General features: G+C 72.5%; 24 protein-coding genes and 4 tRNA genes. 6 read left to right on the forward strand and 22 right to left on the reverse strand.

Annotation, left to right across the window (positions count from 1 at the left end):
- Window positions 1–66: 66 nt before the first annotated feature.
- The 6 genes from ACFWIS_RS26460 to ACFWIS_RS26485 form a co-directional block, all read right to left on the reverse strand.
- Window positions 67–1,284, reverse strand: coding sequence for a cell division initiation protein (locus tag ACFWIS_RS26460; RefSeq protein WP_380453403.1), 1,218 nt, complete (start codon window positions 1,282–1,284; stop codon window positions 67–69).
- Window positions 1,285–1,468: 184 nt separating this feature from the next.
- The gene (gene coaD / locus ACFWIS_RS26465) at window positions 1,469–1,957 is read right to left on the reverse strand and encodes a pantetheine-phosphate adenylyltransferase (protein WP_380453405.1); all 489 of its coding nucleotides are present in this window, start codon (window positions 1,955–1,957) and stop codon (window positions 1,469–1,471) included.
- 49 nt (window positions 1,958–2,006) lie between these two features.
- The gene (gene rsmD / locus ACFWIS_RS26470) at window positions 2,007–2,591 is read right to left on the reverse strand and encodes a 16S rRNA (guanine(966)-N(2))-methyltransferase RsmD (RefSeq protein ID WP_380453407.1); all 585 of its coding nucleotides are present in this window, start codon (window positions 2,589–2,591) and stop codon (window positions 2,007–2,009) included.
- Between the two features lie 364 nt (window positions 2,592–2,955).
- Window positions 2,956–3,489: a hypothetical protein gene (locus ACFWIS_RS26475; protein ID WP_380453410.1), complete on the reverse strand. Its 534-nt coding sequence runs from the start codon at window positions 3,487–3,489 to the stop codon at window positions 2,956–2,958.
- Between the two features lie 105 nt (window positions 3,490–3,594).
- Complete coding sequence (recG, locus tag ACFWIS_RS26480) at window positions 3,595–5,826, reverse strand: ATP-dependent DNA helicase RecG (protein ID WP_380453413.1); 2,232 nt, start codon at window positions 5,824–5,826, stop codon at window positions 3,595–3,597.
- A 77-nt stretch (window positions 5,827–5,903) separates the two neighbouring features.
- Complete coding sequence (locus ACFWIS_RS26485) at window positions 5,904–7,535, reverse strand: DAK2 domain-containing protein (protein ID WP_380453415.1); 1,632 nt, start codon at window positions 7,533–7,535, stop codon at window positions 5,904–5,906.
- A gap of 280 nt (window positions 7,536–7,815) precedes the next feature.
- On the opposite strand from ACFWIS_RS26485, the gene rpmB reads away from it, so the two are divergent.
- A complete protein-coding gene (gene rpmB, locus ACFWIS_RS26490; RefSeq protein WP_014138233.1) occupies window positions 7,816–8,001 on the forward strand; it encodes a 50S ribosomal protein L28 in 186 nt (61 codons plus the stop codon).
- A 160-nt stretch (window positions 8,002–8,161) separates the two neighbouring features.
- Here the strand turns inward: rpmB and thiD are convergent, their stop codons facing one another.
- From thiD to ACFWIS_RS26505, 3 genes are all read right to left on the reverse strand, one after another.
- Window positions 8,162–8,974 carry a bifunctional hydroxymethylpyrimidine kinase/phosphomethylpyrimidine kinase gene (thiD, locus tag ACFWIS_RS26495; RefSeq protein ID WP_380453418.1) on the reverse strand — a complete coding sequence of 271 codons (813 nt, stop codon included), beginning with the start codon at window positions 8,972–8,974 and terminating at the stop codon, window positions 8,162–8,164.
- A 23-nt stretch (window positions 8,975–8,997) separates the two neighbouring features.
- Window positions 8,998–10,023 carry an ATP-dependent 6-phosphofructokinase gene (locus tag ACFWIS_RS26500; RefSeq protein ID WP_380453421.1) on the reverse strand — a complete coding sequence of 342 codons (1,026 nt, stop codon included), beginning with the start codon at window positions 10,021–10,023 and terminating at the stop codon, window positions 8,998–9,000.
- Between the two features lie 167 nt (window positions 10,024–10,190).
- Window positions 10,191–11,156 (reverse strand): thiamine-phosphate kinase, encoded by a 966-nt coding sequence (locus ACFWIS_RS26505; protein ID WP_380453424.1) that lies wholly within the window; start codon window positions 11,154–11,156, stop codon window positions 10,191–10,193.
- Between the two features lie 226 nt (window positions 11,157–11,382).
- On the opposite strand from ACFWIS_RS26505, the gene ACFWIS_RS26510 reads away from it, so the two are divergent.
- On the forward strand, window positions 11,383–11,616 hold the full coding sequence (locus tag ACFWIS_RS26510; protein WP_380453427.1) for an Lrp/AsnC family transcriptional regulator: 234 nt from the start codon (window positions 11,383–11,385) through the stop codon (window positions 11,614–11,616).
- Between the two features lie 20 nt (window positions 11,617–11,636).
- On the forward strand, window positions 11,637–12,155 hold the full coding sequence (locus ACFWIS_RS26515; protein WP_380453429.1) for a DUF3515 domain-containing protein: 519 nt from the start codon (window positions 11,637–11,639) through the stop codon (window positions 12,153–12,155).
- Window positions 12,156–12,226: 71 nt separating this feature from the next.
- Here ACFWIS_RS26515 and ACFWIS_RS26520 read toward each other — a convergent pair whose 3' ends face one another.
- From ACFWIS_RS26520 to ACFWIS_RS26530, 3 genes are all read right to left on the reverse strand, one after another.
- A complete protein-coding gene (locus ACFWIS_RS26520; RefSeq protein ID WP_380453432.1) occupies window positions 12,227–13,372 on the reverse strand; it encodes a D-alanine--D-alanine ligase family protein in 1,146 nt (381 codons plus the stop codon).
- A gap of 141 nt (window positions 13,373–13,513) precedes the next feature.
- Complete coding sequence (locus ACFWIS_RS26525; protein WP_380453435.1) at window positions 13,514–14,515, reverse strand: NAD(P)H-dependent glycerol-3-phosphate dehydrogenase; 1,002 nt, start codon at window positions 14,513–14,515, stop codon at window positions 13,514–13,516.
- Window positions 14,512–15,345 carry a lysophospholipid acyltransferase family protein gene (locus tag ACFWIS_RS26530; RefSeq protein ID WP_380453437.1) on the reverse strand — a complete coding sequence of 278 codons (834 nt, stop codon included), beginning with the start codon at window positions 15,343–15,345 and terminating at the stop codon, window positions 14,512–14,514. The genes ACFWIS_RS26525 and ACFWIS_RS26530 overlap by 4 nt, the downstream gene beginning before the upstream one ends.
- A 236-nt stretch (window positions 15,346–15,581) precedes the next feature.
- Here ACFWIS_RS26530 and cofC point away from each other — a divergent pair, with 236 nt between their 5' ends.
- A complete protein-coding gene (gene cofC, locus ACFWIS_RS26535) occupies window positions 15,582–16,265 on the forward strand; it encodes a 2-phospho-L-lactate guanylyltransferase (RefSeq protein WP_380453440.1) in 684 nt (227 codons plus the stop codon).
- 38 nt (window positions 16,266–16,303) lie between these two features.
- A complete protein-coding gene (locus ACFWIS_RS26540) occupies window positions 16,304–16,528 on the forward strand; it encodes a hypothetical protein (RefSeq protein WP_380453443.1) in 225 nt (74 codons plus the stop codon).
- 216 nt (window positions 16,529–16,744) lie between these two features.
- Here ACFWIS_RS26540 and ACFWIS_RS26545 read toward each other — a convergent pair whose 3' ends face one another.
- The 4 genes from ACFWIS_RS26545 to leuC form a co-directional block, all read right to left on the reverse strand.
- Window positions 16,745–17,470, reverse strand: coding sequence for an HU family DNA-binding protein (locus ACFWIS_RS26545; RefSeq protein WP_380453446.1), 726 nt, complete (start codon window positions 17,468–17,470; stop codon window positions 16,745–16,747).
- 133 nt (window positions 17,471–17,603) lie between these two features.
- Window positions 17,604–17,954 (reverse strand): hypothetical protein, encoded by a 351-nt coding sequence (locus ACFWIS_RS26550; RefSeq protein ID WP_380453449.1) that lies wholly within the window; start codon window positions 17,952–17,954, stop codon window positions 17,604–17,606.
- Between the two features lie 182 nt (window positions 17,955–18,136).
- Window positions 18,137–18,733: a 3-isopropylmalate dehydratase small subunit gene (leuD, locus tag ACFWIS_RS26555; RefSeq protein ID WP_380453451.1), complete on the reverse strand. Its 597-nt coding sequence runs from the start codon at window positions 18,731–18,733 to the stop codon at window positions 18,137–18,139.
- A gap of 3 nt (window positions 18,734–18,736) precedes the next feature.
- Window positions 18,737–20,176 (reverse strand): 3-isopropylmalate dehydratase large subunit, encoded by a 1,440-nt coding sequence (gene leuC, locus ACFWIS_RS26560; protein WP_380453453.1) that lies wholly within the window; start codon window positions 20,174–20,176, stop codon window positions 18,737–18,739.
- Window positions 20,177–20,409: 233 nt separating this feature from the next.
- On the opposite strand from leuC, the gene ACFWIS_RS26565 reads away from it, so the two are divergent.
- Window positions 20,410–21,123, forward strand: coding sequence for an IclR family transcriptional regulator (locus ACFWIS_RS26565; protein WP_030306825.1), 714 nt, complete (start codon window positions 20,410–20,412; stop codon window positions 21,121–21,123).
- Window positions 21,124–21,269: 146 nt separating this feature from the next.
- Here ACFWIS_RS26565 and ACFWIS_RS26570 read toward each other — a convergent pair.
- The 6 genes from ACFWIS_RS26570 to ACFWIS_RS26595 form a co-directional block, all read right to left on the reverse strand.
- Window positions 21,270–21,344 (reverse strand) — tRNA-Gln (locus ACFWIS_RS26570).
- 49 nt (window positions 21,345–21,393) lie between these two features.
- A tRNA-Glu gene (locus tag ACFWIS_RS26575) sits at window positions 21,394–21,466 on the reverse strand.
- Window positions 21,467–21,492: 26 nt separating this feature from the next.
- Window positions 21,493–21,565, reverse strand: a tRNA-Glu gene (locus ACFWIS_RS26580).
- Window positions 21,566–21,613: 48 nt separating this feature from the next.
- Window positions 21,614–21,685: transfer RNA gene (locus ACFWIS_RS26585), tRNA-Gln, on the reverse strand.
- Window positions 21,686–21,955: 270 nt separating this feature from the next.
- Window positions 21,956–23,458 (reverse strand): glutamate--tRNA ligase, encoded by a 1,503-nt coding sequence (gene gltX / locus ACFWIS_RS26590; RefSeq protein ID WP_380453455.1) that lies wholly within the window; start codon window positions 23,456–23,458, stop codon window positions 21,956–21,958.
- Complete coding sequence (locus ACFWIS_RS26595; RefSeq protein ID WP_380453458.1) at window positions 23,451–24,251, reverse strand: fumarylacetoacetate hydrolase family protein; 801 nt, start codon at window positions 24,249–24,251, stop codon at window positions 23,451–23,453. Before ACFWIS_RS26595 ends, gltX begins: the two co-directional genes overlap by 8 nt.
- Window positions 24,252–24,578 lie beyond the last annotated feature (327 nt).

The following is a 24,578-nucleotide window of genomic DNA, read 5'->3' on the forward strand; positions in this document are numbered from 1 at the left end:
TCAGACTACCGGAGTCTCCCGCCAGGCCCAACTTCGGTCCCGTCAGGAGACTCCGCGGAGGTCCGCTCAGCGGCCGCCGAGCTCCCGCAACCGGGTCATGTCGATCATGCTGGTGTCGAAGAAGCTGGTCTCGTCCAGGTTCTGCTGCTGCTGGTGCGGCACGGCCGGGGGCAGCGCGGGCTGCTGCGGGTAGCCGTAGCCGTCGTACGCCTGGGCCGCGTAGCCGTCCTGCTGCTGGGGATAGCCGTAGGCGCCCTGCTGCTGGCCCTGGTGCTGCTGCTGGCCCTGGTAGTCCTGCTGCTGCGGGTAGCCGCCCTGCTGGTGGCCCCACTGGGTGTTGTACGGGTCGCCCTGGCCGGCCGGGTCGAAGCCGCCGCCGTACACCTCGGCGTACTGCCCGCCCTGGGGCTGGCCGACGTGGTGGTGGACGTCCTGGTGCTGGGCGTCCTGGTGTTGGGCGACGGCCGCGTACTGGTCGGCGCCGGTGGGCTGCCAGCCGGGCGCGGGCGGGGTCTGCTCGGGCCAGCTCTGCTGCTGGGGGACGTCCTCGCGGTACCAGGCGAGTTCGGCGCCGTCGGCGTCCGCGGCGAAGCCGGCGGCCACCGCCTCGGCGCGCTCCTTGGCCTGCTGGGCCTCGTCGGCCGCGGCCAGGTAGGCGCCCAGCTCGTCGATCGGCTTCTTGCCGAGCAGCTTGTCGCGGCCCTTGCCGACCGCCTCCAGGGTGGCGCTGAGCACGTTCTCCAGGGTGGCGAGCTTCACATCGACGTACTCGTCGACCTCGGGGCTCGGGCTGCTCCGCTGCTGCTGGAACTCCTCGCCGTCGCTCTCGGCCTCGAAGCAGGAGTCGCCGCGCAGCTTGGTCCGGCCACGGCCGACCGCGCCGAGCGTCTTGGTCAGTACGACCTCGAAGTTGGCGAGCTTGCTGTCCACGTAGTCGTCGGCCTCGGCACGCTTGGTCTCGACGTCGGCACGGGCCTCGGCCAGGAGCCGGTCCGCCTCGGCCTGGGCCCGGCGGACCACCTCGGTGTCGGAGATCAGCGAACCGCGCTCGGAGTGCGCGCCCTGGATGATCCGGTCGGCCTCGGCCTGGGCCTCCGCCACCACGTGCTCGTGGTCGGCCATCACCGACTGGGCCTGGGCGAGTTCGGCGGGCAGAGCCGCCTTGAGGTCGTTGAGCAGGCCGATCAGTTCGGCCCGGTTCACCACGCAGGAGGCCGACATCGGCATCGCGCGGGCGTTCTCGACCGCCGCCACGATCTCGTCGACCTTGTTCTGCACGTCCACGGGGCTTCGTCTTTCCGTGTGCCGCCGACGGTCCGGCGGAGGCAGGCCCGGCGCGGTGGACCTCACCGCAGGGCAGGACTACAGACTGTACGGCCCCCGTGCGGCGAGCTCACAACGCCTGAGCCGAAGCGTCCTCCACTGCCCCGGACAAGCCATGACGAACCGGCAGGAAAGCCACCGGCTACTACTCGGCCTTGCGCTCCGCGATCCGCTCCACCAGGCGGTCGTGCACCGTCTCCGGCAGCAGGTGCGAGACGTCGCCGCCGTACGAGGCGACCTCCTTGACCAGCGTCGACGAGAGGAAGCTGTACGTCGGCGAGGTCGGCAGGAACAGCGTCTCCACGCCGGTCAGGCCGTGGTTCATCTGGGCCATCTGCAGCTCGTAGTCGAAGTCGCTGACCGCGCGCAGGCCCTTGATGATCGCGGGGATGCCGCGGTCCCGGCAGTAGTCCACCAACAGGCCGTGGTGCGACTCGACCACCACGTTCCCGAACGGAGCGGTGACCTCCTCGATCAGGCCGATCCGCTCCTCGACGGTGAACATGCCCTGCTTGTTCCGGTTGATCAGGACCGCGACGTGCACCACGTCGTACAGCTTCGAGGCGCGCTCGATGATCTCCAGGTGGCCGTTGTGGATCGGGTCGAACGACCCGGGGCAGACGGCTCGGCGCATGGCGTGTGTGCTCCCTCGTGGGGTGACGGCTGCTGCGGGCCGCGGCCCGCTACTCCTGCTCGCTGGCCTCGGCGGCGGCGCGACCGTACCAGAGCGTGCCCTCGCCGTAGCGGCGGGAGCGCAGCACCTCGAAGCCCTCGGGCCAGCCGAACTCGCCGCCACGGGTGCTGCGCTCCACGGTGACGAGTGCGTCCGCCGCGAGCCAGCCCCCAGCCAACAGTGTGATCAGCATCTCGCGCACCTCCTCGTCCGTCACCACGTAGGGCGGATCGAGGAAGACCAGGTCGTACGGGTCCTGCGGAGGCGGTCCGGCGATCACCTTCTCCGCCTTGGCGGCCCGCACCTCGGCGCCCGGCAGGCCGATCGTGCGGACGTTCTCCCGGATCACCCGGGCCGCCTGGGCGTCCGCCTCGACCAGCAGCACGTGCTCGGCGCCGCGCGAGAGCGCCTCCAGGCCGACCGCGCCCGATCCGCCGAACAGGTCCAGCATCCGCGCCCCGTGCAGGGTGCCGCGGAACGCCTCCAGGGTGGAGAACATCGCCTCGCGGGCCTTGTCGGAGGTCGGACGGGTGCCCCGGCCGGGCGGTACGGCCAGTCGGCGGCCGCCGGCCGCTCCGGCGATCACGCGGGTCATGGTGGTGGGAGGTCCTTTCGTCGCTGCCCGACCACGCTATCCCGCCCCGAGCCGAAGGGGCGCGCCGGTGCCGAAAGGGAGAAGCGACCAGCGAGGCACGAGCGCCGGAGCGACGACCGTCGGCACCGGGCCCGAGCGCCCCGGAGGCGAGCGGGCGAGTCACAGCCCCGAGCCGAAGGGGCGCGCCGGTGCCGAAAGGGAGAAGCGACCAGCGAGGCACGAGCGCCGGAGCGCCGACCGTCGGCACCGGACCCGAGCGCCCCGGAGGCGAGCGGGCGAATCACAGCCCCGCACCACGCTCACGCCGGCCGGGCCGGGCCCGGCGGGGGCGTCCCCGCCGGGCCGGGCCCGCGCACGCGGGCGGTCAGCTCGCCTCGGTGCCCGCGCCCTGGCCCGGGACCGCCGCGCCGAGCAGGGCCGGCGAGGCGTAGCGGGACCACGACAGGCAGCCGTCGGGCGGGCAGAACTCGGGGCGGCGCGGGTCGTGCCCGAGCTCGCGCAGCTTGGTCCGGACGGAGTCGGGCGTACGGCCGAAGCGGGCGGCGATCCGGGCGACGGTCTCGCCGTCGTGGAAGCGCCGGACCAGCTCCTCCTCGTGCTGGGGCACCCAGGGGGCGCCGTGGCCGGGGTACAGCTCACGCAGCACGTCGCGGTCGGGGATGGGCTCGGAGACGTCGGCGACGATCGCCAGCGCCCGCAGTGCGCGGTTGAGCGCGATCCGCAGCGAGGCGACGTCCTCGACCGGCAGTCGGAGCTTGCCCGAGGCGAGCGGCGTGGCGGCCGCCCCCTCACGCCAGCCGGTCAGGGTGAGGGTGACCTCTCGGTCGTCGTCGCTGGCGAGTTCGATCCGGAAGACCTTGTCGCCCAGCGGGAGCTCGTTGAGATGACGGAATGCCATGGCAGGACCCCCAAGTGTCGTGCCAGGTACGCACCTTGAGGGTGCGCCCTGAACAACTACATTCTCTCCCGGGGGTCTGACAATCCGGCCGGCCCGAGGGCCCGCTCAGCCCTTCTCCATGTAGGCCGCGCGGTCCTCGTCGAGCAGGCTCTCCAGCGCGGTGCGCAGCTCCGGGTGGGCGGCCAGTTCGGGGTCCTCGGCGACCAGCCGGGTGGCCTCGGTCCGGGCGGTGAGGATGACCTCCTCGTCCTCCAGCACCGAGAGCACCTTGAGCGAGGACTTCACCCCGGACTGCGCCTGGCCCAGCACATCGCCCTCACGGCGCTGTTCGAGGTCGATCCGGGACAGCTCGAAGCCGTCCAGGGTGCCGGCCACCGCGTCCAGCCGGGCCCGGGCGGCACTGCCCCCGGGCATCTCGCTGACCAGCAGGCACAGGCCCGCCGCGCTGCCCCGGCCGACCCGGCCGCGCAGTTGGTGGAGCTGGGAGACGCCGAAGCGGTCGGCGTCCATGATGACCATCACGGTGGAGTTGGGGACGTTCACGCCGACCTCGATGACGGTGGTGGCGACCAGCACGTCCACCTCCCCTGCGGCGAACCGGCGCATCACGTCGTCCTTGGCCTCCGGGGCGAGCCGGCCGTGCAGGATCTCCACCCGCAGCCCGCTGAGCGGGCCCTTCACCAGCTTGTCGGCGGTCTCCACCACCGAGAGCGGCGGCCGCCGTTCATCGCTCCCGGCGCCGGCGTCGGCGTCGGTGACTTCCTCGAAGTCCTCCTCGGCCGCCTTGCGCCGCTTCTTCGCGGCCTTCGGGTCGGCGGCCGGCTCCTCGTCCCCGATCCGGGGGCAGACCACGTACGCCTGGTGGCCCTTGCCGACCTCCTCGCGGACCCGCTCCCAGGCCCGGGTGAGGAAGTTGGGCTTCTCCAGCGCGGGGACGACATGGGTGGAGATCGGCGAGCGGCCGGCCGGGAGCTGGTCCAGGACGGAGGTCTCCAAGTCCCCGAAGACGGTCATCGCGACGGTGCGCGGGATCGGGGTGGCCGTCATCACCAGCAGGTGTGGCGGCTGCTCCCCCTTGGCGCGCAGCGCGTCCCGCTGCTCGACGCCGAAACGGTGCTGCTCGTCCACCACGACCAGGCCGAGGTCCTGGAACTGGACCTTGTCCTCGATCAGCGCGTGGGTGCCGATGGCGATGCCGGCGTCCCCGCAGGCCATGTCCAGCATCGCCTGGCGGCGGGCGGCCGTCCCCATCGAACCGGTCAGCAGCACCACCCGGGTGGCGTGCTCCGAGCCGCCGAGCATGCCGCCCTCGGCGAGGTCGCCCATCATCTCGACGATCGAGCGGTGGTGCTGCTGGGCCAGCACCTCGGTGGGCGCGAGCAGCACGGCCTGGCCACCGGCGTCCACCACGGCGAGCATGGCGCGCAACGCGACCAGGGTCTTGCCCGAGCCCACCTCGCCCTGGAGCAGCCGGTGCATCGGGTGCTCGGTCGCCAGGTCGGCGGCGATCTCGGCGGAGACCTTCCGCTGGCCCTCGGTGAGGGTGAACGGCAGCCGGGCGTCGAAGGCGTCCAGCAGCCCGCCGGTGAGGGCCACCCGCGGCTTGGCGGGCAGCGCGGAGTCGGCGGCCCGCCGCTGGGCCAGCGCGACCTGCAGGACGAAGGCCTCGTCCCAGCGCAGCCGGCTCTGGGCGCGCTCGCGGTCGGCCTGGCTGCTCGGGCGGTGGATCAACTCCAGCGCCTCGGGCAGCGGGATCAGGTCGTGCCGCTCGCGCAGTTCGGCGGGCAGCGGCTCACCGACGTCCCCGAGGTGCTTGGTGAGCGCGGTCTCGATGCAGATCGACAGCTTCCAGCTGGGCATCTGCGCGCTGGCGCCGTACACCGGGATGAGCCGGCCGGCGAACTGCTCGGCGGCGTCGGAGCCGGCGTCCTCGTCGAGCAGCTGGTAGTCGGGCGAGACCAGTTGGCGGGTGCGGTTGAAGACGCCGACCTTGCCCGCGAACAGGCCCTGGGCTCCGGCCCTGAGCTCCTTCTGCCGCCAGCCCTGGTTGAAGAAGACCAGCGAGAGCCGGCTGCGGCCGTCGGTGACCACGACCTCCAGCCGGTCGCCCTTGCGGCCGCGGAACGGGATCAGGGTGACCTTCTCGATCCGGGCCAGCACGGTGACGTGCTCGTCGATCTCCAGCTCGTCCAGGCTGGTGAGCTGGCCGCGTTCGACGTAGCGGCGCGGATAGTGGTGCAGCAGGTCCCCGACCGTGCGCAGCTTGAGGCTGTCGGCGAGCACCTTCGCGGTGCGGTCGCCGACGAGCTTGGTCAGTGATTCATCGAGAGCGCCCATCAGGCCCTTGTCTACACCAAGGCACCGACGATCCGGGCACGCTCACCCGCCCGCCGCCTCCGAGCCGGAGGGGCGGCTCACTCCACTCCGATGAGCAGCGGGGTGAACCCCTGGCCGCCGTGGAAGACCACCGAGTCCACCTCCGGCCGCTGCTGGCGGACGTGCGCCACCAGCCGGTCGGCGAGCGCCCGGTCGGCGCCCTCGCCGAGGATCAGGGTGACGAGTTCGCCGCCCGCGCCGAGCATCCGGTCCAGCACGCTCTCGCCGACCTCGGCCAGCCCGGCGCCGATCACCGCGACGTCGCCGTCGATCAGGCCGAGCACGTCGCCGGCCTGGCAGACCCCGGCCATGGTCCAGGACTCCCCCTCGGCGACGGCGAGTTCGGCGTACCGGGTGGCCCCGGCGGCGGAGGTCATGGCGACCACGTCCTCGTCGAAGCGCCGCCCGCCCTCGTGCACGGCGAGCGCCGCCAGGCCCTGCACCGGCGAGCGGGTGGGCAGGACGGCGATCCGTACGCCCTCCTCACGCAGCTGGTCGGCGGCGGCCCCGGCGGCGGCGCGCAGTTCGGGGTCGTTGAGCAGCAGCACCACCTCGCGGGCGGCCGAACCGCGGACGGCGTCGGCGAGTTCGGCGCTGGCCGGGCGGCGGTCCGGGTCGGCGTGCAGGACGACGGCCCCGGCCTGCTCGCACAGCTCGGCCAGTCCGTCGCCGGAGACCACGGAGAGCACCGCGCGGGCCCGCTCCTCGCGTTCGCCGCGCTCGGCGGCGGTGCCGGCCCGGGCGGCGGCCTCCGCGAAGTGGGTGATCCGGATCTGGTGCGGGCGCCCGGCGCCGACCCCGGCCTCCACGGCGGCGCCCGCGTCGTCCACGTGGACGTGCACGTTCCACAGGCCGTCGCCGCCGCCGATCACCAGCGAGTCGCCGAGCCGGCCGAGCCGCTCGCGCAGCGCGGGCAGCGCGTCGTCCGGCGCGTCCAGCAGGTAGATGACCTCGAAGGCGGGGTGGCCCGGGCCGGGCGGCCGGAGGTGCACCTCGCAGCTCTCCACCGCCCGGACGTCCCCGCGCAGCGCGACCGGACCCATCGGCTGCTGCCCGGCGACGGCGTCGGCGAGTGCGCCGAGGACGGCCACCAGACCGCGCCCGCCGGCGTCCACCACTCCGTTCTCGGCCAGCACGGCGAGCTGCTCGGGGGTGTGTCGCAGCGCGTCCCGGGCGGCCCGGTAGGCGGTGTCGGCGACCTGGGCGAGCCCGCCCCCGGCCCGGACCGCCTCCCGGGCGGCGACCCGGGCGACGGTGAGCAGGGTGCCCTCGACGGGCTCCGCGACGGCCTGGTACGCCGAGTCGGCGGCCCGCTGGAGGGCGGCCCGCAGGTGATCGCCGCCGCCGCCCTCGGCGAGCGTCTCCGCGGTGCCGCGCAGCCACTGGGCGAGGATCACCCCGGAGTTGCCGCGGGCGCCGATCAGCGCGCCGCGGGCCATCGCCCGGACGGCGTCGGCCAGTCCGGGCGCCGGGTCGGCGGCGGGGTCGGCGAAGCGGCTCTCCACCTCGGCGGCGGCGGACTCGACGGTCAGGTAGAGGTTGGTGCCGGTGTCGCCGTCCGGGACGGGATAGACGTTGAGCGCGTCGATCTCCTCGCGGGCCTGGCCGAGCGCGTGCAGGGCGAGCTGGCACCAGGTGCGCACGGCCGGGGCGTCGAGCGTGTGCAGCACCAGGTCTCCTCCGGAACGGGACGCCGACACGGCCGGGGGCGGCGGCAAGGGGTGATACCGGCAGGTTATCGGGGGTCGGGGAGGGCCGCCGGGACCGTCGACCGGAGCGATCACTCGGCCGGTCATGGTAGTTTCGTGGGACGGAAGCAAGCGTTGTATGCTCTTCCGGTTGCCTGGAACCGTCCAGGCTCACCCCCTTGTCCGGTCCGGTGCACGCGAGTGTTCTGGTGGGTGAGTGGGTTTTCGAAAGTATCTGATCTGAAGTCTTGGAGTGACTCCTGTGGCTGCCAACTGCGACGTCTGCGGCAAGGGGCCGGGCTTCGGCAACAGCATCTCCCACTCTCACCGCCGTACCCCCCGTCGTTGGAACCCCAACATTCAGACGGTGCGCGCTGTGATTGGGCGTACGCCGAAGCGGCTCAACGTCTGCACCTCGTGCATCAAGGCCGGTAAGGTCTCGCGCTGACGCGCAGACCGGCATGCCGGTCCTCCAGTGAGTCGGTTCATCCCCGGATGAGCCGGCTTCGCTGTTTCCGGGACCGGTCGCGCCATCCGGACGCACCGGTGATGGGCGGACCCCTTCGGGGGGCCGCCCATCATCCGTTTCCGGCCGGATCCGCCGGACCCTAGGTCCTGTCCGACCGGCGCCAGCGCCAGGCGTGGTCGACCGGGCCGATCCCGGCACCCAGCGCGAAACCCCCGGCGATCGCGCCGGTGACGTACTCCTTGGCCGAGCCCACCGCCTCCGGCACCGACTCGCCCTTGGCCAGGCCGGCCGCGATCGAGCTGGCCAGGGTGCAGCCGGTGCCGTGGGTGTGCCGGTTGTCGTAGCGCGGCGCGCGGTACCAGTGCACCTCGCCGGGCCCGCCGTACAGCAGGTCGGCGGCCTCGCCCGCCAGGTGGCCGCCCTTGACCAGCACCCAGCGCGGCCCGAGGTCCAGCAGCGCCTCGGCGGCGGGCAGCATCTGCGACTCGTCCTCGACGGTGCGGCCGGTGAGCTGCGTCACCTCGTGGAGGTTGGGGGTGACCACGGTGGCGACCGGCAGCAGCCGCTCGCGGACGGTGGCCACCGCCTCGGCGGCCAGCAGCGCGTCCCCGTGCTTGGAGACGCCGACCGGGTCGACCACCACCGGGGCGTCCACCCCGGCGAGCAGGCCGGCGACGGTCTCGACCAGTTCGGTCGAGGCGAGCATGCCGGTCTTCACGGCCTGCACCCCGATGTCGTCCACCACGCTGCGGAACTGCGCCCGGACGGCCTCGGCGGGCAGTTCCCAGTAGCCCTGGACGCCGAGCGAGTTCTGCGCGGTGACGGCGGTGATCACGCTCATGCCGTGGACGCCGAGGGCGAGCATCGCCTTGAGGTCGGCCTGGATGCCGGCGCCGCCGCCGGAGTCGGAGCCTGCGACGGTGAGCACGCGGGGAGGTGCGGTGGAGTCCATGGGCCCAACCTACCCGCGGGGGTTCAGAGCACCGCCTCGGACTCCGCCCAGCGGTCCTCCGGCACCGTCTTCAGCCGGGTGACCGCGTCACCGATCGGCAGCAGCTCGATGCCGGTCCGGCGCAGCGCGGTGAAGTGCCCGAAGGCGCCCAGGTGGACGGCCTCCACCGCGTGCCAGCCGAAGCGGGTGGCCAGCACCCGGTCCCGGGCGGTCGGGGTGCCGCCGCGCTGGGTGTGGCCGAGGATGACCGGACGGGCCTCCTTGCCGAGCAGGTTCTCCAGCTCGTGGGCGAGCCGGTTGCCGATCCCGCCGAAGGTCCGGTGACCGTACTGGTCGACCTCGCCGTGGTCGAAGCGCATGGTGCCGGGCATCGGGGTGGCGCCCTCGGCGACGGCGATGATGGCGAACTTCTTGCCGCGGGCGAAGCGGTCCTCGACCATCCGGGCCACCTCCTCGATGTCGAACGGCTTCTCCGGGATCAGGATGCCGTGCGCGCCGCCGGCCATGCCCGCGGTCAGGGTGATCCAGCCGGTGTGCCGGCCCATCAACTCCACCACCATGACGCGCTGGTGGGACTCCGCGGTGGTCTTCAGCCGGTCGATCGCCTCGGTCGCCACGTGCACCGCGGTGTCGAAGCCGAAGGTGACGTCGGTGGCGTCGATGTCGTTGTCGATGGTCTTGGGCACGCCGACCACCGGCAGCCCGGCGTCGCTGAACTGTTTGGCGGCGGTCAGCGTCCCCTCGCCGCCGATCGCGATCAGCGCGTCGATGCCGATGTCCCGGGCCAGCGTCTTGGCGTTCTCCACCGCCCAGGCGATCCGCTCGCGCTGCACCCGGGCCGAGCCCAGGATGGTGCCGCCGAGGGTGAGCAGACCGGTGACGTCGTCGTGCGAGACCGGCCGGGTGCGGCCCTCGATCAGGCCGAGGAAGCCGTCCTCGATGCCCACGATCTCGTCGCCGTGGACGTCCGTCCCCCGGTGCACCACCGAGCGGATCACCGCGTTGAGACCGGGGCAGTCGCCGCCGCTGGTCAGTACACCGATGCGCATGTGTGGTGTGCTCCCGCTCGCAGTGGTTCAGACCACCCGCGCCGGACGGCGGGCGGGCTCGGATGGCGCAAGCCTACGCAAAACGCACCACCGAATCCCGTCCGCCGCACGCCCGGAGCGTCACGCGCCGTACCGGCGTCCACTCCGGATCGTCCTTGCGCCGTAGCTCATTCGGAGAAGTGGTCCCAGCCGCCCACCCGGTCCCAGGGGGCGCCGTCCACCGTCACCCGGCCGCTGCGCGAGCCCCGCGGACGACCGGTCACCTCGCCCACCACCCGCCAGCGGGACGGGAGTTGGACCCCTCGCGGGAAGGTCGCCACGATCGCGTGGTCCTCGCCGCCGGACAGCACCCACACCAACGGGTCCACCCCGACCGCCTGGCCGATGTCGGCCATCTGCGCCGGGACGTCGAAGTCGGCGGCCCTGAGGTCGATGTCCACCTCGCTGGCGCGGGCCACGTGGCCGAGGTCGGCGACCAGCCCGTCGCTCACGTCGATCATCGAGGTCGCGCCCAACTCGGCCGCGGCCGGGCCCGCGTGGTACGGCGGCTCGGGGCGGCGGTGCGCCTCGACGAAGGCGCGCGGGGAGCGGAAGCCGCGCTGCAGCACCGTCAGTCCGGCCGCCGACCAGCCCAGCCAGCCGCACACCGCGATCACGTCGCCGACCTGGGCGCCGGAGCGCGTCACCGCCGCGCGCCCCTGGAGGTCGCCGAGTGCCGTGATCGCCAGCGTCACGGTGTCGCCGCGCACCACGTCGCCGCCGACCACCGTCGCCCCGGCGACCTGGCACTCGTCGCGCAGCCCGTCCATCAGCTCGGTGGCCCAGGTGGTCGGCAGGTCGGCGGGGGCGACCAGCCCGAGCAGTATCGCGGTGGGCACCGCGCCCATCGCGGCCACGTCGGCGAGGTTCTGGGCGGCGGCCTTGCGGCCCACGTCGTAGGCGGTCGACCAGTCCCGGCGGAAGTGCCGGTTCTCGATCAGGACGTCCGTGGTGGCCACCACCCGGCCGTCCGGGGCCTTCACCACCGCGGCGTCGTCCCCGGGGCCGAGGTCGACCGCGTCGGTGAGCGGTACCCGCGCGGTCAGCTCCCGGATGAGACCGAACTCGCCGAGCTCGCCCACGGTCCCCTGCATCTGCGTCCTCTCGCGTTTCCTTCCCGGACGGCACCGCCATCCGGAATCCAGTCCCCGTCGCTCCCCCGCGCGCAGCGTACGCCCTTCGGGAGCGCCGAAGTCTCCCCTCCCCGGCCCGCAGCGCGGTAGCGTGGTGATCAGCCTGCCGGTGAACCCGCATCCACCCCTGCACCAGACCGGGCGATCACGGCGGCGATCCCCCCAACCGGCCGCCGGGAGGTCACCCGTGGTACAGGCATACATCCTGATCCAGACCGAGGTAGGAAAGGCCACCTCGGTGGCCGAGACGATCGCGAAGATCCCCGGTGTGATCACCGCCGAGGACGTCACCGGTCCGTACGACGTGATCGTCAAGGCCGAGGCCGAGACGGTCGACGACCTCGGCCGCATGGTGGTCGCCAAGGTCCAGAAGGTGGAGGGCATCACCCGCACCCTCACCTGTCCGGTGGTCCATCTCTGAGCCCCGGCTACCATCGGCGGGTGGCCAGAGAACTCCGCATCCCCGAGGCGCTGACCGCCCTCCCCGCGCCGGTCCGCTGGCTGGCCCTGCCCGTCGCACTGACCTGCACGGTCGTGCTGCTGGTCGGCAGTTGGGGCCCGGCCGACCAGGACGTCGCGGTCCCGCGGCCGAGCGGGAGGGCCGCGGACTACTGCCGCGCGCTGGACGCGGCGCTGCCGGCGGAGCTGCTCGGCCACGCCCGCAAGGACCCCTCGCCGGCCTCGCCGTACACGGCGGCCTGGGGCGACTCGCCCCGGGTGGTGGTGCGGTGCGGCGTCGACCGGCCGGAGGAGCTGGACGGCGAGCACGCCGAGGACTGGTCCCCGACCGTCGACGACGTCACCTGGTGGTCGCAGAAGCTCGGCGACGGCGGCTACCGCTTCGTGACGACCATGCGGGCCGCCTACGTCGAGGTGACCGTCCCGGCCGGTGCCGCGCAGAACCCCTTCGACCCGGCGGCCGCCCTGACCGACGCGGTGAAGGCCAGCATCCCGGGCTGAGCGAGTAGACCGAACACGCGCGAGGGGCGGGCCGGAAGCCTCCGGCCCGCCCCTCGGCGCGTACGGACCCGCTACCGCAGCCCGGTCGAACGGCGCAGCGCGGTCTGCAGCAGCCGGTCGATCAGCTCCGCGTACGAGATCCCGCTGGCCTCCCACATCTTCGGGTAGGCGGAGATCGGGGTGAAGCCCGGCATGGTGTTGATCTCGTTGATCATCCAGGAGCCGTCCTCCAGCAGGAAGAAGTCCACCCGGGCCAGGCCCTCGCAGCCGAACGCCTCGAACGCGGCGACCGCCTGGCGCTGGATCTCCGCGACCTCGGCGGCGGTCAGCTCGGCCGGGATCCGCACCTCGGAGGAGTCGATGTACTTCGCCTCGAAGTCGTAGAAGTCGAAGCCCTCGCCGACCAGCACCTCGGCCGGGACGCTGGCCCGCGGGCCGTCCTCGAACTCCAGCACCCCGCACTCGATCTCGCGGCCGGACACCCCCGCCTCGATGATCAGCTTGGGGTCGTGCCGGCGGGCCTCCTCGATCGCGGCGTCCAGCTCGGCCAGGTCCTTGACCTTGGTGATGCCGATGCTGGACCCGGCCCGGCAGGGCTTCACGAACACCGGCAGGCCCAGCTCGGCGACCCGCTCGCGCACCGCGGCCCGGCCCTGCTCGGTCTCCCAGTCGCGCGGCCGCACGATCGTGTAGTGGCCGACGCCCAGACCGTGCGAGGCCAGGATCCGCTTGGCGAACTCCTTGTCCATGCCGGCCGCGCTGGCCAGCACGCCGTTGCCGACGTACGGGACGCCGGAGAGCTCCAGCAGGCCCTGCACGGTGCCGTCCTCGCCCCAGGGGCCGTGCAGCAGCGGGAACACCACGTCGACCTCGCCGAGGGCCTTGGGGGCGCTGCCCGGCTCGCTCAGCAGCACCTCCCGGCTGCCCGGGGACACCGGCAGCGCGACCTGCCCGTCGACGGCCTCGGCGACGTGCGCCACGTCCGGCAGCCTGCCGTCGGTGATCGCCATCCGGGCCGGCTCGTCGCTGGTCAGCGCCCAGCGGCCCTCGTGGGTGATGCCGATCGGCAGCACGTCGTACTTGTCACGGTCGATCGCCCGGAGAACGCTGCCCGCGGTCGAGACCGAGATCGCGTGCTCGGAGCTGCGCCCGCCGAAGACCAGCGCGACGCGCGGCTTCGGGGCGGACGGGTTCGGGGAGGTCTGTTCGATGCTCATATCGGGTTTGAGACTACCGTGCGAGGTGTTTCCGGGAAGTCAACGCGGACCCGGAGAGTCCGCGCGCGGACCCGCCGGACCCGCCTCGGCGCCGCTCCGTCTCGGCGCCCACGCCCCGGCGCCGTGCCTCAGCGCTCCGCCTCAGCGCCGCTCCGCCTTGGCCGAGCGGGACATCAGCGCCTGGAGCGCCTCCTGGGTCGGCCGCCCGTTGTGCACCACGTCCACCACGGCCTCGACGATCGGCATGTCGACCCCGCTGCGCCGGGCCAGGTCCAGCACCGATTCGCAGGACTTGACGCCCTCCGCGGTCTGCCGGGTGGCCGCGATGGTCTCGGCCAGCGACATGCCCCGGCCCAGGTTCATCCCGAAGGTGTTGTTGCGCGACAGCGGCGAGGAGCAGGTGGCGACCAGGTCGCCCATCCCGGCCAGCCCCGCGAAGGTGTGCGGGTCGGCGCCCAGCACCTCGCCGAGCCGGGTGGTCTCGGCCAGTCCGCGGGTGATCAGCGTCGCCTTGGTGTTGTCGCCGAGCCCCATGCCGGCCGCCATGCCGACGGCCAGGCCGATCACGTTCTTGACGGCGCCGCCGAGTTCGCAGCCGATCACGTCGGTGTTGGTGTACGGCCGGAAGTACGGCGTGTGGCAGGCCGCCTGGAGCCGCTTGGCGACCGCCTCGTCGGTGCAGGCCACCACGCTGGCGGCGGGCTGCCGGTTGGCGATCTCCTTGGCCAGGTTGGGCCCGCTGACCACCGCGACCCGCTCCGGCCCGACCTTGGTGACCTCGTCGATCACCTCGCTCATCCGCTTGGCGGTGCCGAGTTCGATGCCCTTCATCAGGCTCACCAGCACGGTCTGCGGCTCGATCAGCGGCGCCCACGCGGCCAGGTTGTCGCGCAGCGTCTGCGAGGGCACCACCAGCACCGCGAAGTCGGCTCCGGCCAGCGCCTCGGCGGCGTCGGTGGTGGCCCGGACGGTGTCGGGCAGCCGGACGCCCGGCAGGTAGTCCGGGTTCTCGTGGGTGGTGTTGACGGCGTCCACCAGGTCCTGGCGGCGGGCCCACAGCACGACGTCGCACCCGGCGTCGGCCAGCACCATCGCGAACGCGGTGCCCCAGGAGCCCGTCCCCATCACGGCGCAGCGGGTCATCGGCCCGCCCCCTGACCCTCGTTGCCGTCCCGGGGGCCCTTGGCCCGCCGGCGTTCGGCCTGCGCGACGGCGGCCCGCTCGCGGGCCGCCTTGCGCATGTCGTAGCGCTCGGCCGGCGGCTGCTCGCCGCGGACCTCGGCCAGCACGTCGGTGATGGCGGCCATGATGTCCTCGGTGGCGTCGTTGAGCACCTGGGCGGTGAGCTCCATGCCCTGGTACTTGCTCAGGTCCACCGCGGGCCCGGCGGCCACCGTCACCCGGTGGCGCGGGAACAGGTTGAACTTGCCCTTGCCGAAGCCGGCCCGGCCGTACGGCGGGATGATCTCGTGGGCGCCCCAGTGCGCGACCGGGATGACCGGCGCACCGGTCATCAGCGCGACCCGGGCGACCCCGTTCTTGCCGGTCATCGGCCACAGGTCCGGGTCCCGGGTGAGCGTTCCCTCCGGGTAGAACTGCACGCACTGGCCGTTGTTGACGGCGTCGATCGCGGCCCGGAAGGCCTGCGCGGCGTCGGTGGACTCGCGGAACACCGGAATCTGGCCGGTCTTGCGCAGCATGAATCCGATGAACGGGATCGAGAACAGCGAGGACTTGCCGAGGATCCGCGGCGGCCGCCCGCTGTTGTACTGCCAGTGCGCGTAGATCACCGGGTCGATGATCGAATTGTGGTTCACCGCGGCGATGAAGCCGCCCTTCTCGGGAATGTGCTCCCAGCCCCGCCAGTCGGGCTTCACCAGGGCGGTCGTCACCGGCTTCACCAGCACGGCCGCGAAGCGGTACCAGATGCCGTAGTCGGCGTTGCCGAACTTGGCGTACGAGCGGCGGGCCACCCCAGCTCCTTCTCATCCGATGCGGCACGTGGGGTGCCGCGGTCATGGCCTCCGGTGCCGCGCACCGCTGCGACCTGCGAGCGGCGCCCGGGCCCCGGGCGCGGAACAGTGTCGCCCGCCTGCTCACCGGCTGTCGAGCGGCCGCGCCAACCCGCCGGGCGGGCGTGATCAAACGCACGTCCGCACAGCTCGGACGGCCTGGCGAGAGCTCCGGCCCCGGCGACACAATGACGCCGATGACCCAGGACACCGTACGCCCCAGCGGGCCCGTCGCGCCCGCCGCACCCGCCGCCGTCTGGTCGCTGGTGCTGCCGCTCAAGCCGCTCGCCCTGGCGAAGAGCCGACTGGCCCCGTACGCGGGGCCGCACCGGGCCGAGCTGGCCCTGTCCTTCGCCCTCGACACGGTCACCGCCGCACTGGCCACCCCGGGCGTCGCCCGCGTCCTGGTGGTCACCCCGGACGCCATCGCGGGCGCCCGACTGGCCGAGCTCGGCGCCGTGGTGATCGCGGACGAGCCCGGCGGCGGCCTCAACCGGGCGCTGGCGCACGGCGCATCGACCGCCCGGGCGCTCGCTCCGCGGACCCCGCTGGCCGCCCTCTCGGCGGACCTGCCGGCCCTGCGCCCGGCCGAACTCGCCCGGGTGCTGGGCGCGGTGCCACCGGACGGTCGGGCCTTCCTGCCGGACTCCCCCGGCGTCGGCACCTCCCTGCTGGCCAGTTCCCCCGGCCGTCCGCTCGCCCCCGCCTTCGGGGACGGCTCCCGGGCCCGGCACGCGGCCGGCGGAGCGCTCGAACTGCGCCTGGCGGACGTGGAGTCGGTCCGCCGGGACGTCGACACCGGGGCCGACCTCGGCGAGGCCGCGACGCTCGGCCTGGGCCCGTACACCAGTGCGCTGTTCGCGCGTCTGAACCTCTCCTGACCAGCGGGCCCGCCCGGCCCGCTCGCTATGCTGCTGGCATGCAGGCCACCGCGTTCACCTTCGACCCCGCCACCCGGGCCGGCTCCGTGCTGCTCGACGACGGGACCCCGGTGCCGTTCGACGCGTCCGCCTTCGACGCCGGCGGCCTGCTGCTGCTGCGCCCCGGCCAGCGGGTCCGGATCCGCACCGAGGGCGCCGGCGATGCCCGCCGGGTGGTCTTCGTGACGCTGCAGACCTTCCCCGACCCCGCCGACGGACGCTGACCCGGCCGACGCGCGCTGAGGCCGTCCCGCCGCCCTCCCCGTCTTCCCCTGTTATCCGCCGGTCCCGCGGTTCTCCGCGCCCGGCCGGGGGCTGCCGTCGAATCCTGACTAAGCGCCCGGAAATCGAAAGAGCCGCGGCCACCCGGTCTCCGCAATTCACGGAAGGGGGTGCCGCGGCTCCGAGCCGAAGACCGTCCGAGGACAGTCGCGCGGGACTTACTTGGCAGAGGTCTTGCGCGCGGTGGTCTTGCGGGTGGCGGTCTTCTTCGCCGGCGCCGTCTTCTTGGCCGTGGCGGTCGCCTTCTTGGCGGTGGCCGTGGTCTTCTTGGCGGCGGCGGTGGTGGTCGCCTTCTTCGCGGTGGCCGTCTTCTTGGTCGCGGCGGCCTTGGTCGCGGTCGCCGTGGTCTTCTTGGCGGCGGCGGCCGTGGTGGCCTTCTTGGTGGCGGTCGCCTTCTTCGCGGCGGTGGCCGTGGTCTTCTTGGCGGCAGCCGTGGTGGTCGCCTTCTTCGCGGCGGCCTTCTTGGTGGCGGCCGGGGCGGCGGCGGCAGCGGCGGCGCGCTTGGTGGCGGCACGCTTGGCGGCCGGGGTCGCGGCGACGCCGGTCTTGCCCGGGGTGAGGGAGCCCTTGGGGGCCTTCTTCACCGAGGGGCCTTCCTTCGGCAGCTTCTTGCTGCCGCTGACCAGGTCCTTGAAGCCCTGGCCCGGACGGAAGCGGGGGACCGAGGTCTTCTTGACCTTGACCCGCTCGCCGGTCTGCGGGTTGCGGGCGAAGCGCGCGGAGCGCTCCACCTTCTCGAAGGTGCCGAAACCGGTGACCGACACCCGGTCACCGGCCACAACGGCACGGACCATGGTGTCGAGCACTGCGTCGACGGCCTCTGCGGCAGCCTTGCGACCGCCCAGCTGCTCGGCCACCGCTTCGACAAGCTGAGCCTTGTTCACGTCTTCCCCTTCGGAAACGGGCGCCGGATGATTCCATCCGTTCTTTTCGCACGTTAGGTATGTATCTGCGGACTTTCAATTACCAAACGCGCGAATCACCCTAGTGTCGCAATGGATTTGCGCGTCCGCGACCTCAGTCGAGCGGCGGGCGCCCCTCGTCGAGGTCATGTACAAAGCGACTCAACCGCCTTGCCGCCTCCGGAAGATCGCGCTTGGCGGTCTCCGTGACGATGAGCAGTTGACGGGTGAGAGCGGTCTTTGCATCGACAGACACGTTCAGCGCATGCACGCGGGCGTGAGCTTGCTTCAACCGCTCGGCCACAAGCGCGTAGAGCGCTGCGACTTCCTGGTCGTCCGGCGCCTCAGCTGATGTTGCGGAGGTGACGTCCGGCCGATCGTCAATTCGGCGTTCGGATCCCCGGCCCGTGGACTCCTCGGACGCGGGTTCGCCGCCCGCGTACGGAGGTTCATGGTGCCGGTGCATGTACTGATTGTGCCATCTACCCGCAGTTGTACTTGCGCGGGGCCCTCTTCCGCAAAGCCGAATGGGCAATCCGGGGAGGCCCCGGCGCTAACTCGTGCTCCGGAACGCCGGATGGCCCGGCCCCCCCGAAGGGGAGCGCGGGCCATCCGGTCGATCGTCAGAATGCTTGTTCTGAGGGTAACTCAGGAGACCGGCAGAGTACGGGGCTTGAACGCCGGACGGGTCGCCTCGTAGGCGGCGATGTCGGCCTCGTTCCGCAGGGTGATGCTGATGTCGTCCAGGCCGTTGAGCAGCCGCCAGCGGACGTTGTCGTCCAGTTCGAAGGGCGCGGCGACGCCTTCGGCCCGAACTTCCCGCTTCTCCAGATCAACGGTGATCTCGGCCGAAGGGTCACTCTCGGTGAGCGACCAGAGGCGCTCCACGGTCTCCTGGGGGAGTACGACGGTCAGCAGGCCGTTCTTCAGCGAGTTGCCCCGGAAGATGTCGGCGAAGCGCGAGGAGATGACCGCGTGGAAGCCGTAGTTCTGCAGCGCCCAGACGGCGTGCTCGCGGGAGGAGCCGGTGCCGAACTCGGGGCCTGCCACCAGGACCGTGGCGCCCTGGCGCTCGGGCCGATTGAGGACGAACGACTCGTCCTTGCGCCAGGCTTCGAACAGGCCGTCCTCGAAACCGGATCGGGTGACCTTCTTGAGCCAATGGGCCGGGATGATCTGGTCGGTGTCCACGTTGCTGCGGCGCAGCGGAACGGCCCGGCCGGTGTGGGTGGTGAACTTCTCCATGGCTCAGGCCTCCACGCTGTGCTGGGTCGAAGAGAGGGCGTTGACGGACAGGTCGGACGGGGCGGCCAGACGGCCCAGGACGGCGGTCGCGGCGGCGACCTGCGGGGAGACCAGGTGGGTGCGGCCGCCCTTGCCCTGCCGGCCCTCGAAGTTGCGGTTCGAGGTGGAGGCGCAGCGCTCGCCCGGGGCGAGCTGGTCGGGGTTCATGCCCAGGCACATCGAGCAGCCGGCGTGCCGCCATTCGGCCCCGGCGGCGGTGAACACCGCGTCCAGGCCCTCCTCGACGGCCTGCAGGGCGACCCGTACGGAACCCGGGACGACCAGCATCCGCACCCCGTCGGCGACCTTGCGGCCCTCCAGTACGGCGGCGGCGGCGCGCAGGTCCTCGATCCGGCCGTTGGTGCAGGAGCCGACGAAGACGGCGTCGACGGCGACCTCGCGCAGCGGGGTGCCCGCCTCGAGGCCCATGTACTTCAGGGCGTTCTCGGCGGCCGCGCGCTCCTGCGGGTCGGCGAAGTCCGCGGGATCGGGGACGTCGGCGCCGAGCGGGGCGCCCTGGCCGGGGTTGGTGCCCCAGGTGACGAACGGGGTGAGCGTGCTCGCGTCGATGACCACCTCGTGGTCGAACACCGCGTCCTCGTCGGTGGTCAGGGTCCGCCAGTACTCGACGGCGGCGTCCCAGTCCTCGCCCTGCGGGGCGTGCGGGCGGCCCTTGAGGTACTCGAAGGTGGTGTCGTCGGGGGCGATCATCCCGGCTCGGGCGCCCGCCTCGATCGACATGTTGCAGACGGTCATCCGGGCCTCCATGGAGAGGCTCCGGATCGCCGCGCCGCGGTACTCCAGGACGTAGCCCTGGCCGCCGCCGGTGCCGATCTCGGTGATGACGGCCAGGATCAGGTCCTTTGCCGTGACGCCCTCGGGCAGTTCGCCCTCGACGGTGACGGCCATGGTCCGGAACGGCGCCAGCGGCAGCGTCTGGGTGGCCAGCACGTGCTCGACCTGGCTGGTGCCGATGCCGAACGCCAGCGCCCCGAAGGCACCGTGGGTGGAGGTGTGGGAGTCGCCGCAGACCACGGTGGTGCCGGGCTGGGTCAGGCCGAGCTGGGGGCCGACCACGTGCACCACGCCCTGCTCGACGTCGCCGAGCGAGTGGATCCGGACGCCGAACTCGGCCGCGTTGCGGCGCAGGGTCTCCAGCTGCACCCGGGAGACCGGGTCGGCGATCGGCTTGTCGATGTCCAGGGTCGGGGTGTTGTGGTCCTCGGTGGCGATCGTCAGATCGGTGCGGCGGACCGTACGGCCGGCCAGCCGGAGGCCGTCGAAGGCCTGCGGGCTGGTCACCTCGTGGAGCAGGTGCAGGTCGATGAAGAGGAGGTCGGGCTCGCCCTCCGCGCGCCGCACGACGTGATCGTCCCAGACCTTCTCTGCGAGTGTCCGTCCCATCGGATTCCCTCCAGCCGGCCGCGTTGCCGGCCTTCTCGTGTCGTCGAGGTCATTCGCGTACGCCGCCCGTGCGGAGCTGGGTTCGCGCGACCTGCACGCCGGATCGCTGTCCACGATGCGGACACTCTGACGAGGCCCCATCCTGGATGTCTCCCGGGCTGCTGCATCCAGAGTGGCGCTTTTCCCGGAAGATTGAACTTGCGTCTCGCGGAATGAGACTGCAGTCTTAGGGCATGGACAACTCTAGCGGCGTCGGCGTTCTCGACAAGGCCGCTCTGGTGCTGAGCGCACTGGAGTCGGGCCCCGCCACGTTGGCGGGGCTGGTCGCCGCCACCGGTCTGGCGCGCCCCACGGCCCACCGACTCGCCGTCGCACTCGAACACCACCGTCTGGTCACCAGGGACATGCAGGGGCGGTTCATCCTCGGCCCCCGACTGTCCGAACTCTCCGCCGCGGCGGGCGAGGACCGGCTGCTCGCCACCGCGGGCCCGGTCCTGACCCACCTGCGCGACGTCACCGGCGAGAGCGCACAGCTCTACCGCCGCCAGGGCGAGATGCGGATCTGCGTAGCCGCCGCCGAGCGGCTCTCCGGCCTGCGGGACACCGTCCCGGTCGGCAGCACCCTGCCGATGAAGGCCGGCTCGGCCGCCCAGGTCCTGCTGGCCTGGGAGGAGCCGGAGCGGCTCCACCGCGGCCTCCAGGGCGCCCGGTTCACCGCCACCGCGCTGAGCGGCGTGCGGCGCCGGGGCTGGGCCCAGTCGATCGGCGAGCGGGAACCGGGCGTCGCGTCCGTCTCCGCTCCCGTGCGCGGCCCCTCCAACCGCGTGGTGGCCGCCGTCTCCGTCTCCGGCCCGATCGAGCGGCTGACCCGCCACCCGGGCCGGCTGCACGCCCAGGCCATCATCGAGGCCGCGAACCGGCTCACCGAGGCCCTGCGCCGGAGCTGACCCGGCCGAATTCCCCCACCGCCCCCCACCCGCCCCCACTCCCCCACCGAAAACAGCCGAAGGCCCCCGCTCGGAGTCGAGCGGGGGCCTTCGTCAGCATTCACCGGGGAAAGCAAAAAGGCCCCGCCGGGGGCCTTTCCAATTTCTGGCTGGGGTACCAGGACTCGAACCTAGACTAAATGAACCAGAATCACTCGTGCTGCCAATTACACCATACCCCAACACAAAGCAAGGGCCGATGGGCGAGCCCACCGGCTTCCTGCTCTGAAGTACCCCCGACCGGATTCGAACCGGCGCTACTGCCGTGAGAGGGCAGCGTGCTAGGCCGCTACACAACGGGGGCATCCTGGCGATCCCTTGCGAGATCAGTACCCCCGACCGGATTCGAACCGGCGCTACTGCCGTGAGAGGGCAGCGTGCTAGGCCGCTACACAACGGGGGCTTGGATCTTCATTTGTACTGCCGTCCGACCGTTGCCGATCGTACTGCGCTGGGGTACCAGGACTCGAACCTAGACTAACTGAACCAGAATCAGTCGTGCTGCCAATTACACCATACCCCACCAGAGTTGAACCCCGGCGGGGCCTTCTCAGGCGTCGCGCCTCTCGGTCGGTACCGTTCCGAGGGGCTTTCGCTCCCTCGTCCGTTCCCTCCCGGGCGGCGCAGAAAGAACATTACCCGACGTCTGCCCTGGCTCCAAAATCGATAACCGCAGGCAGCGGCCGGGAGGCCGTCCGGTGACCTCCGGATGCACCGCGGGCCCGGCACAGAGCCGGGCCCGCGGGCTGCTCAGCGGCCCGCCGGGGCGGGGTCCTGGGCGACTGCCGGGCCCCTACTGGGCGGCCGGCAGGGCGTCCAGGGCGGAGCGGACGCGACGCAGCGTCTCGGGGCGGCCGAGCAGCTCCATCGACTCGAACAGCGGCGGCGAGACCCGGCGGCCCGTGACGGCCACCCGCAGCGGCGTGAAGGCGAACTTGGGCTTGATGCCCAGGCCCTCCACCAGCGCCTCGCGCAGCGCGGCCTGGATCGGCTCCGGGGTGAAGTCCGCGAGCTCCTCCAGCGCCTTGACGCTGGCCTCCAGCACCGGGCCGGCGTCGGCGGTCAGCACCTTGGCGGCGTCGTCCGGGTCCACCGCGAAGTCGGCCGGGTCGACGAACAGGAAGCCGGCCATGTTCACGATCTCGCTGAGCACGACCATCCGCTCCTGGGTGAGCGGCGCGATCCGGGCCAGCAGGTCCAGCTGCTCGGCGGTCGGCTCGGCCGGCAGCAGGCCGGGGCCCTGGAGGAACGGCACCAGGCGCCGGACGAAGTCCTCCGGGGCCAGCCGGCGGACGTGCTCGGCGTTGATCGCCTCGCACTTCTTCAGGTCGAAGCGGGCCGGGTTGGAGTTCACCTTGGCCACGTCGAAGGCGGCGACCATCTCGTCCATGTCGAACAGGTCGCGGTCCTCGGCCAGCGACCAGCCCAGCAGGGACAGGTAGTTGAGCAGGCCCTCGCGGATGAAGCCGCGCTCGCGGTACAGGTTGAGCGAGGACTGCGGGTCGCGCTTGGAGAGCTTCTTGTTGCCCTCGCCCATCACGTACGGCAGGTGGCCGAAGCGCGGGGTGGTGCCCTCGCCGACACCGATCTCGGCGAGCGCCGCGTACAGCGCGATCTGCCGCGGGGTGGAGGACAGCAGGTCCTCGCCGCGCAGCACGTGGGTGATGCCCATCAGGGCGTCGTCCACCGGGTTGACCAGGGTGTACAGCGGGGCGCCGTTGGCCCGGACGATGCCGTAGTCCGGCACGTTCTCCGGCTCGAAGGTGAGCGTGCCGCGCACCAGGTCGTCGAAGGAGATGGTCCGGTCGGGCATCCGGAAGCGCAGGATCGGCTCGCGCTTCTCCAGCTTGAAGACGGCGACCTGGTCGTCCGTCAGGTCGCGGCAGTGGCCGTCGTAGCCGGAGGGCTTGCCGGCCGCGCGAGCCGCCTCGCGGCGGGCGTCCAGCTCCTCGGTGCTGCAGTAGCAGTGGTACGCGTGGCCGGCCTCCTGGAGGCGGCGGGCGACGTCGGCGTAGATGTCCATCCGCTGCGACTGGCGGTACGGCGCGTGCGGGCCGCCGACCTCCGGGCCCTCGTCCCAGTCCAGGCCGAGCCAGCTCATGGCCTCGAGCAGCTGGCCGTACGACTCCTCGGAGTCGCGGGCGGAGTCGGTGTCCTCGATCCGGAAGACCAGCTTGCCGCCGGTGTGGCGGGCGTAGGCCCAGTTGAACAGGGCCGTGCGGACCATGCCCACGTGGGGGTTGCCGGTCGGGGACGGACAGAAGCGAACCCGGACGGCCGGGTCAGTGTTAGCCACGCTTGATCACCTTGTTGGTGAGAGTGCCGATGCCTTCGATGGAGACGGCGACCTCGTCGCCGACGTTGAGGGGGCCCACCCCTGCGGGCGTGCCGGTGAGGATGACGTCGCCGGGCAGCAGCGTCATGGCCTCGGAGATGTGGACGACCAGTTCGGCGACCGAGCGGATCATCAGGGAGGTGCGACCGGTCTGGCGGAGCTCGCCGTTGACCGTGCAGGTGACGGCGAGGTCGCTCGGGTCGAGGTCGGTCTCGATCCACGGGCCGAGCGGGCAGGCGGTGTCGAAGCCCTTGGCCCGGGCCCACTGCCCCTCGCGCTGCTGGACGTCCCGGGCGGTGACGTCGTTGGCGCAGGTGTAGCCGAGGATCACCTCGGGCACCCGGTCCAGCGGCACCTCGCGGCACATCCGGCCGATCACCACGGCGAGTTCGGCCTCGTGGTGGACGTCCGAGGAGAACGGCGGGTACGCGATGTTCTCGGTCGGGCCGATCACCGAGGTGGACGGCTTGAAGAAGGTGAGCGGGACGTCCGGGACGTCGTTGCCCAGCTCCGCCGCGTGCGCCGCGTAGTTGCGACCGACCGCCACGATCTTGTTGGGGAGCATCGGGCTGAGCAGCCGGACGTCCTGGAAGCGGTAGCTCTCGCCGGTGGGCTGGGGTTGGCCGAACGGGTGGCCGGCCAGCTCGTGGACGACCAGCGAGTCGGGCTGGGAGGGGTTCCCCTCGACCACGCCGAAGGAGACGCTGCCGGCGGCAGGGCTCCCCTCCCGGACGGAAAACCTGGCAATGCGCACGGCTGGGCTACCCCTCGCTTCGTCGGCCGCCCGGGGCGCCCCCGGGCGCTGCTGGGCGCCTCGCCCGCCACGGGCGCGGCCCCGTCAATCGTGGCCCAGGCTATCGCGTGGGGCCCGTCGGGGGCGCTTTGCCCCAGTTCAGTGCGGTTCGAGGGGGGAACGCCCCGGAGGCGAGCGGGCGAGCAACCCGCCCCGAGCCGAAGGGACGCGCCGGTGCCGAAAGGGAGAAGGGCCAAGCCGCCGACGAAGGAGGTGGCGCAGCGCCCGCCGACCGTCGGCACCGGGCCAGAAGCGCCCCGGAGGACAGCTGTCCATCCACACGACACG

It is taken from the genome of Kitasatospora sp. NPDC127060 (assembly GCF_042724935.1).
GTDB lineage: Bacteria > Actinomycetota > Actinomycetes > Streptomycetales > Streptomycetaceae > Kitasatospora.

Coding starts and splice junctions, on each gene's coding strand:
- ACFWIS_RS26565 (WP_030306825.1), top strand. CDS start 20,410: ATGGACAACTCTAGCGGCGTCGGCGTTCTCGACAAGGCCGCTCTGGTG.
- ACFWIS_RS26550 (WP_380453449.1), bottom strand. CDS start 17,954: ATGCACCGGCACCATGAACCTCCGTACGCGGGCGGCGAACCCGCGTCC.
- thiD (WP_380453418.1), bottom strand. CDS start 8,974: ATGGACTCCACCGCACCTCCCCGCGTGCTCACCGTCGCAGGCTCCGAC.
- ACFWIS_RS26520 (WP_380453432.1), bottom strand. CDS start 13,372: ATGAGCATCGAACAGACCTCCCCGAACCCGTCCGCCCCGAAGCCGCGC.
- ACFWIS_RS26525 (WP_380453435.1), bottom strand. CDS start 14,515: ATGACCCGCTGCGCCGTGATGGGGACGGGCTCCTGGGGCACCGCGTTC.
- ACFWIS_RS26505 (WP_380453424.1), bottom strand. CDS start 11,156: ATGCAGGGGACCGTGGGCGAGCTCGGCGAGTTCGGTCTCATCCGGGAG.
- coaD (WP_380453405.1), bottom strand. CDS start 1,957: ATGCGCCGAGCCGTCTGCCCCGGGTCGTTCGACCCGATCCACAACGGC.
- ACFWIS_RS26500 (WP_380453421.1), bottom strand. CDS start 10,023: ATGCGCATCGGTGTACTGACCAGCGGCGGCGACTGCCCCGGTCTCAAC.
- rsmD (WP_380453407.1), bottom strand. CDS start 2,591: ATGACCCGCGTGATCGCCGGAGCGGCCGGCGGCCGCCGACTGGCCGTA.
- leuC (WP_380453453.1), bottom strand. CDS start 20,176: ATGGGACGGACACTCGCAGAGAAGGTCTGGGACGATCACGTCGTGCGG.
- recG (WP_380453413.1), bottom strand. CDS start 5,826: ATGGGCGCTCTCGATGAATCACTGACCAAGCTCGTCGGCGACCGCACC.
- cofC (WP_380453440.1), top strand. CDS start 15,582: ATGACCCAGGACACCGTACGCCCCAGCGGGCCCGTCGCGCCCGCCGCA.
- leuD (WP_380453451.1), bottom strand. CDS start 18,733: ATGGAGAAGTTCACCACCCACACCGGCCGGGCCGTTCCGCTGCGCCGC.
- ACFWIS_RS26540 (WP_380453443.1), top strand. CDS start 16,304: ATGCAGGCCACCGCGTTCACCTTCGACCCCGCCACCCGGGCCGGCTCC.
- ACFWIS_RS26475 (WP_380453410.1), bottom strand. CDS start 3,489: ATGGCATTCCGTCATCTCAACGAGCTCCCGCTGGGCGACAAGGTCTTC.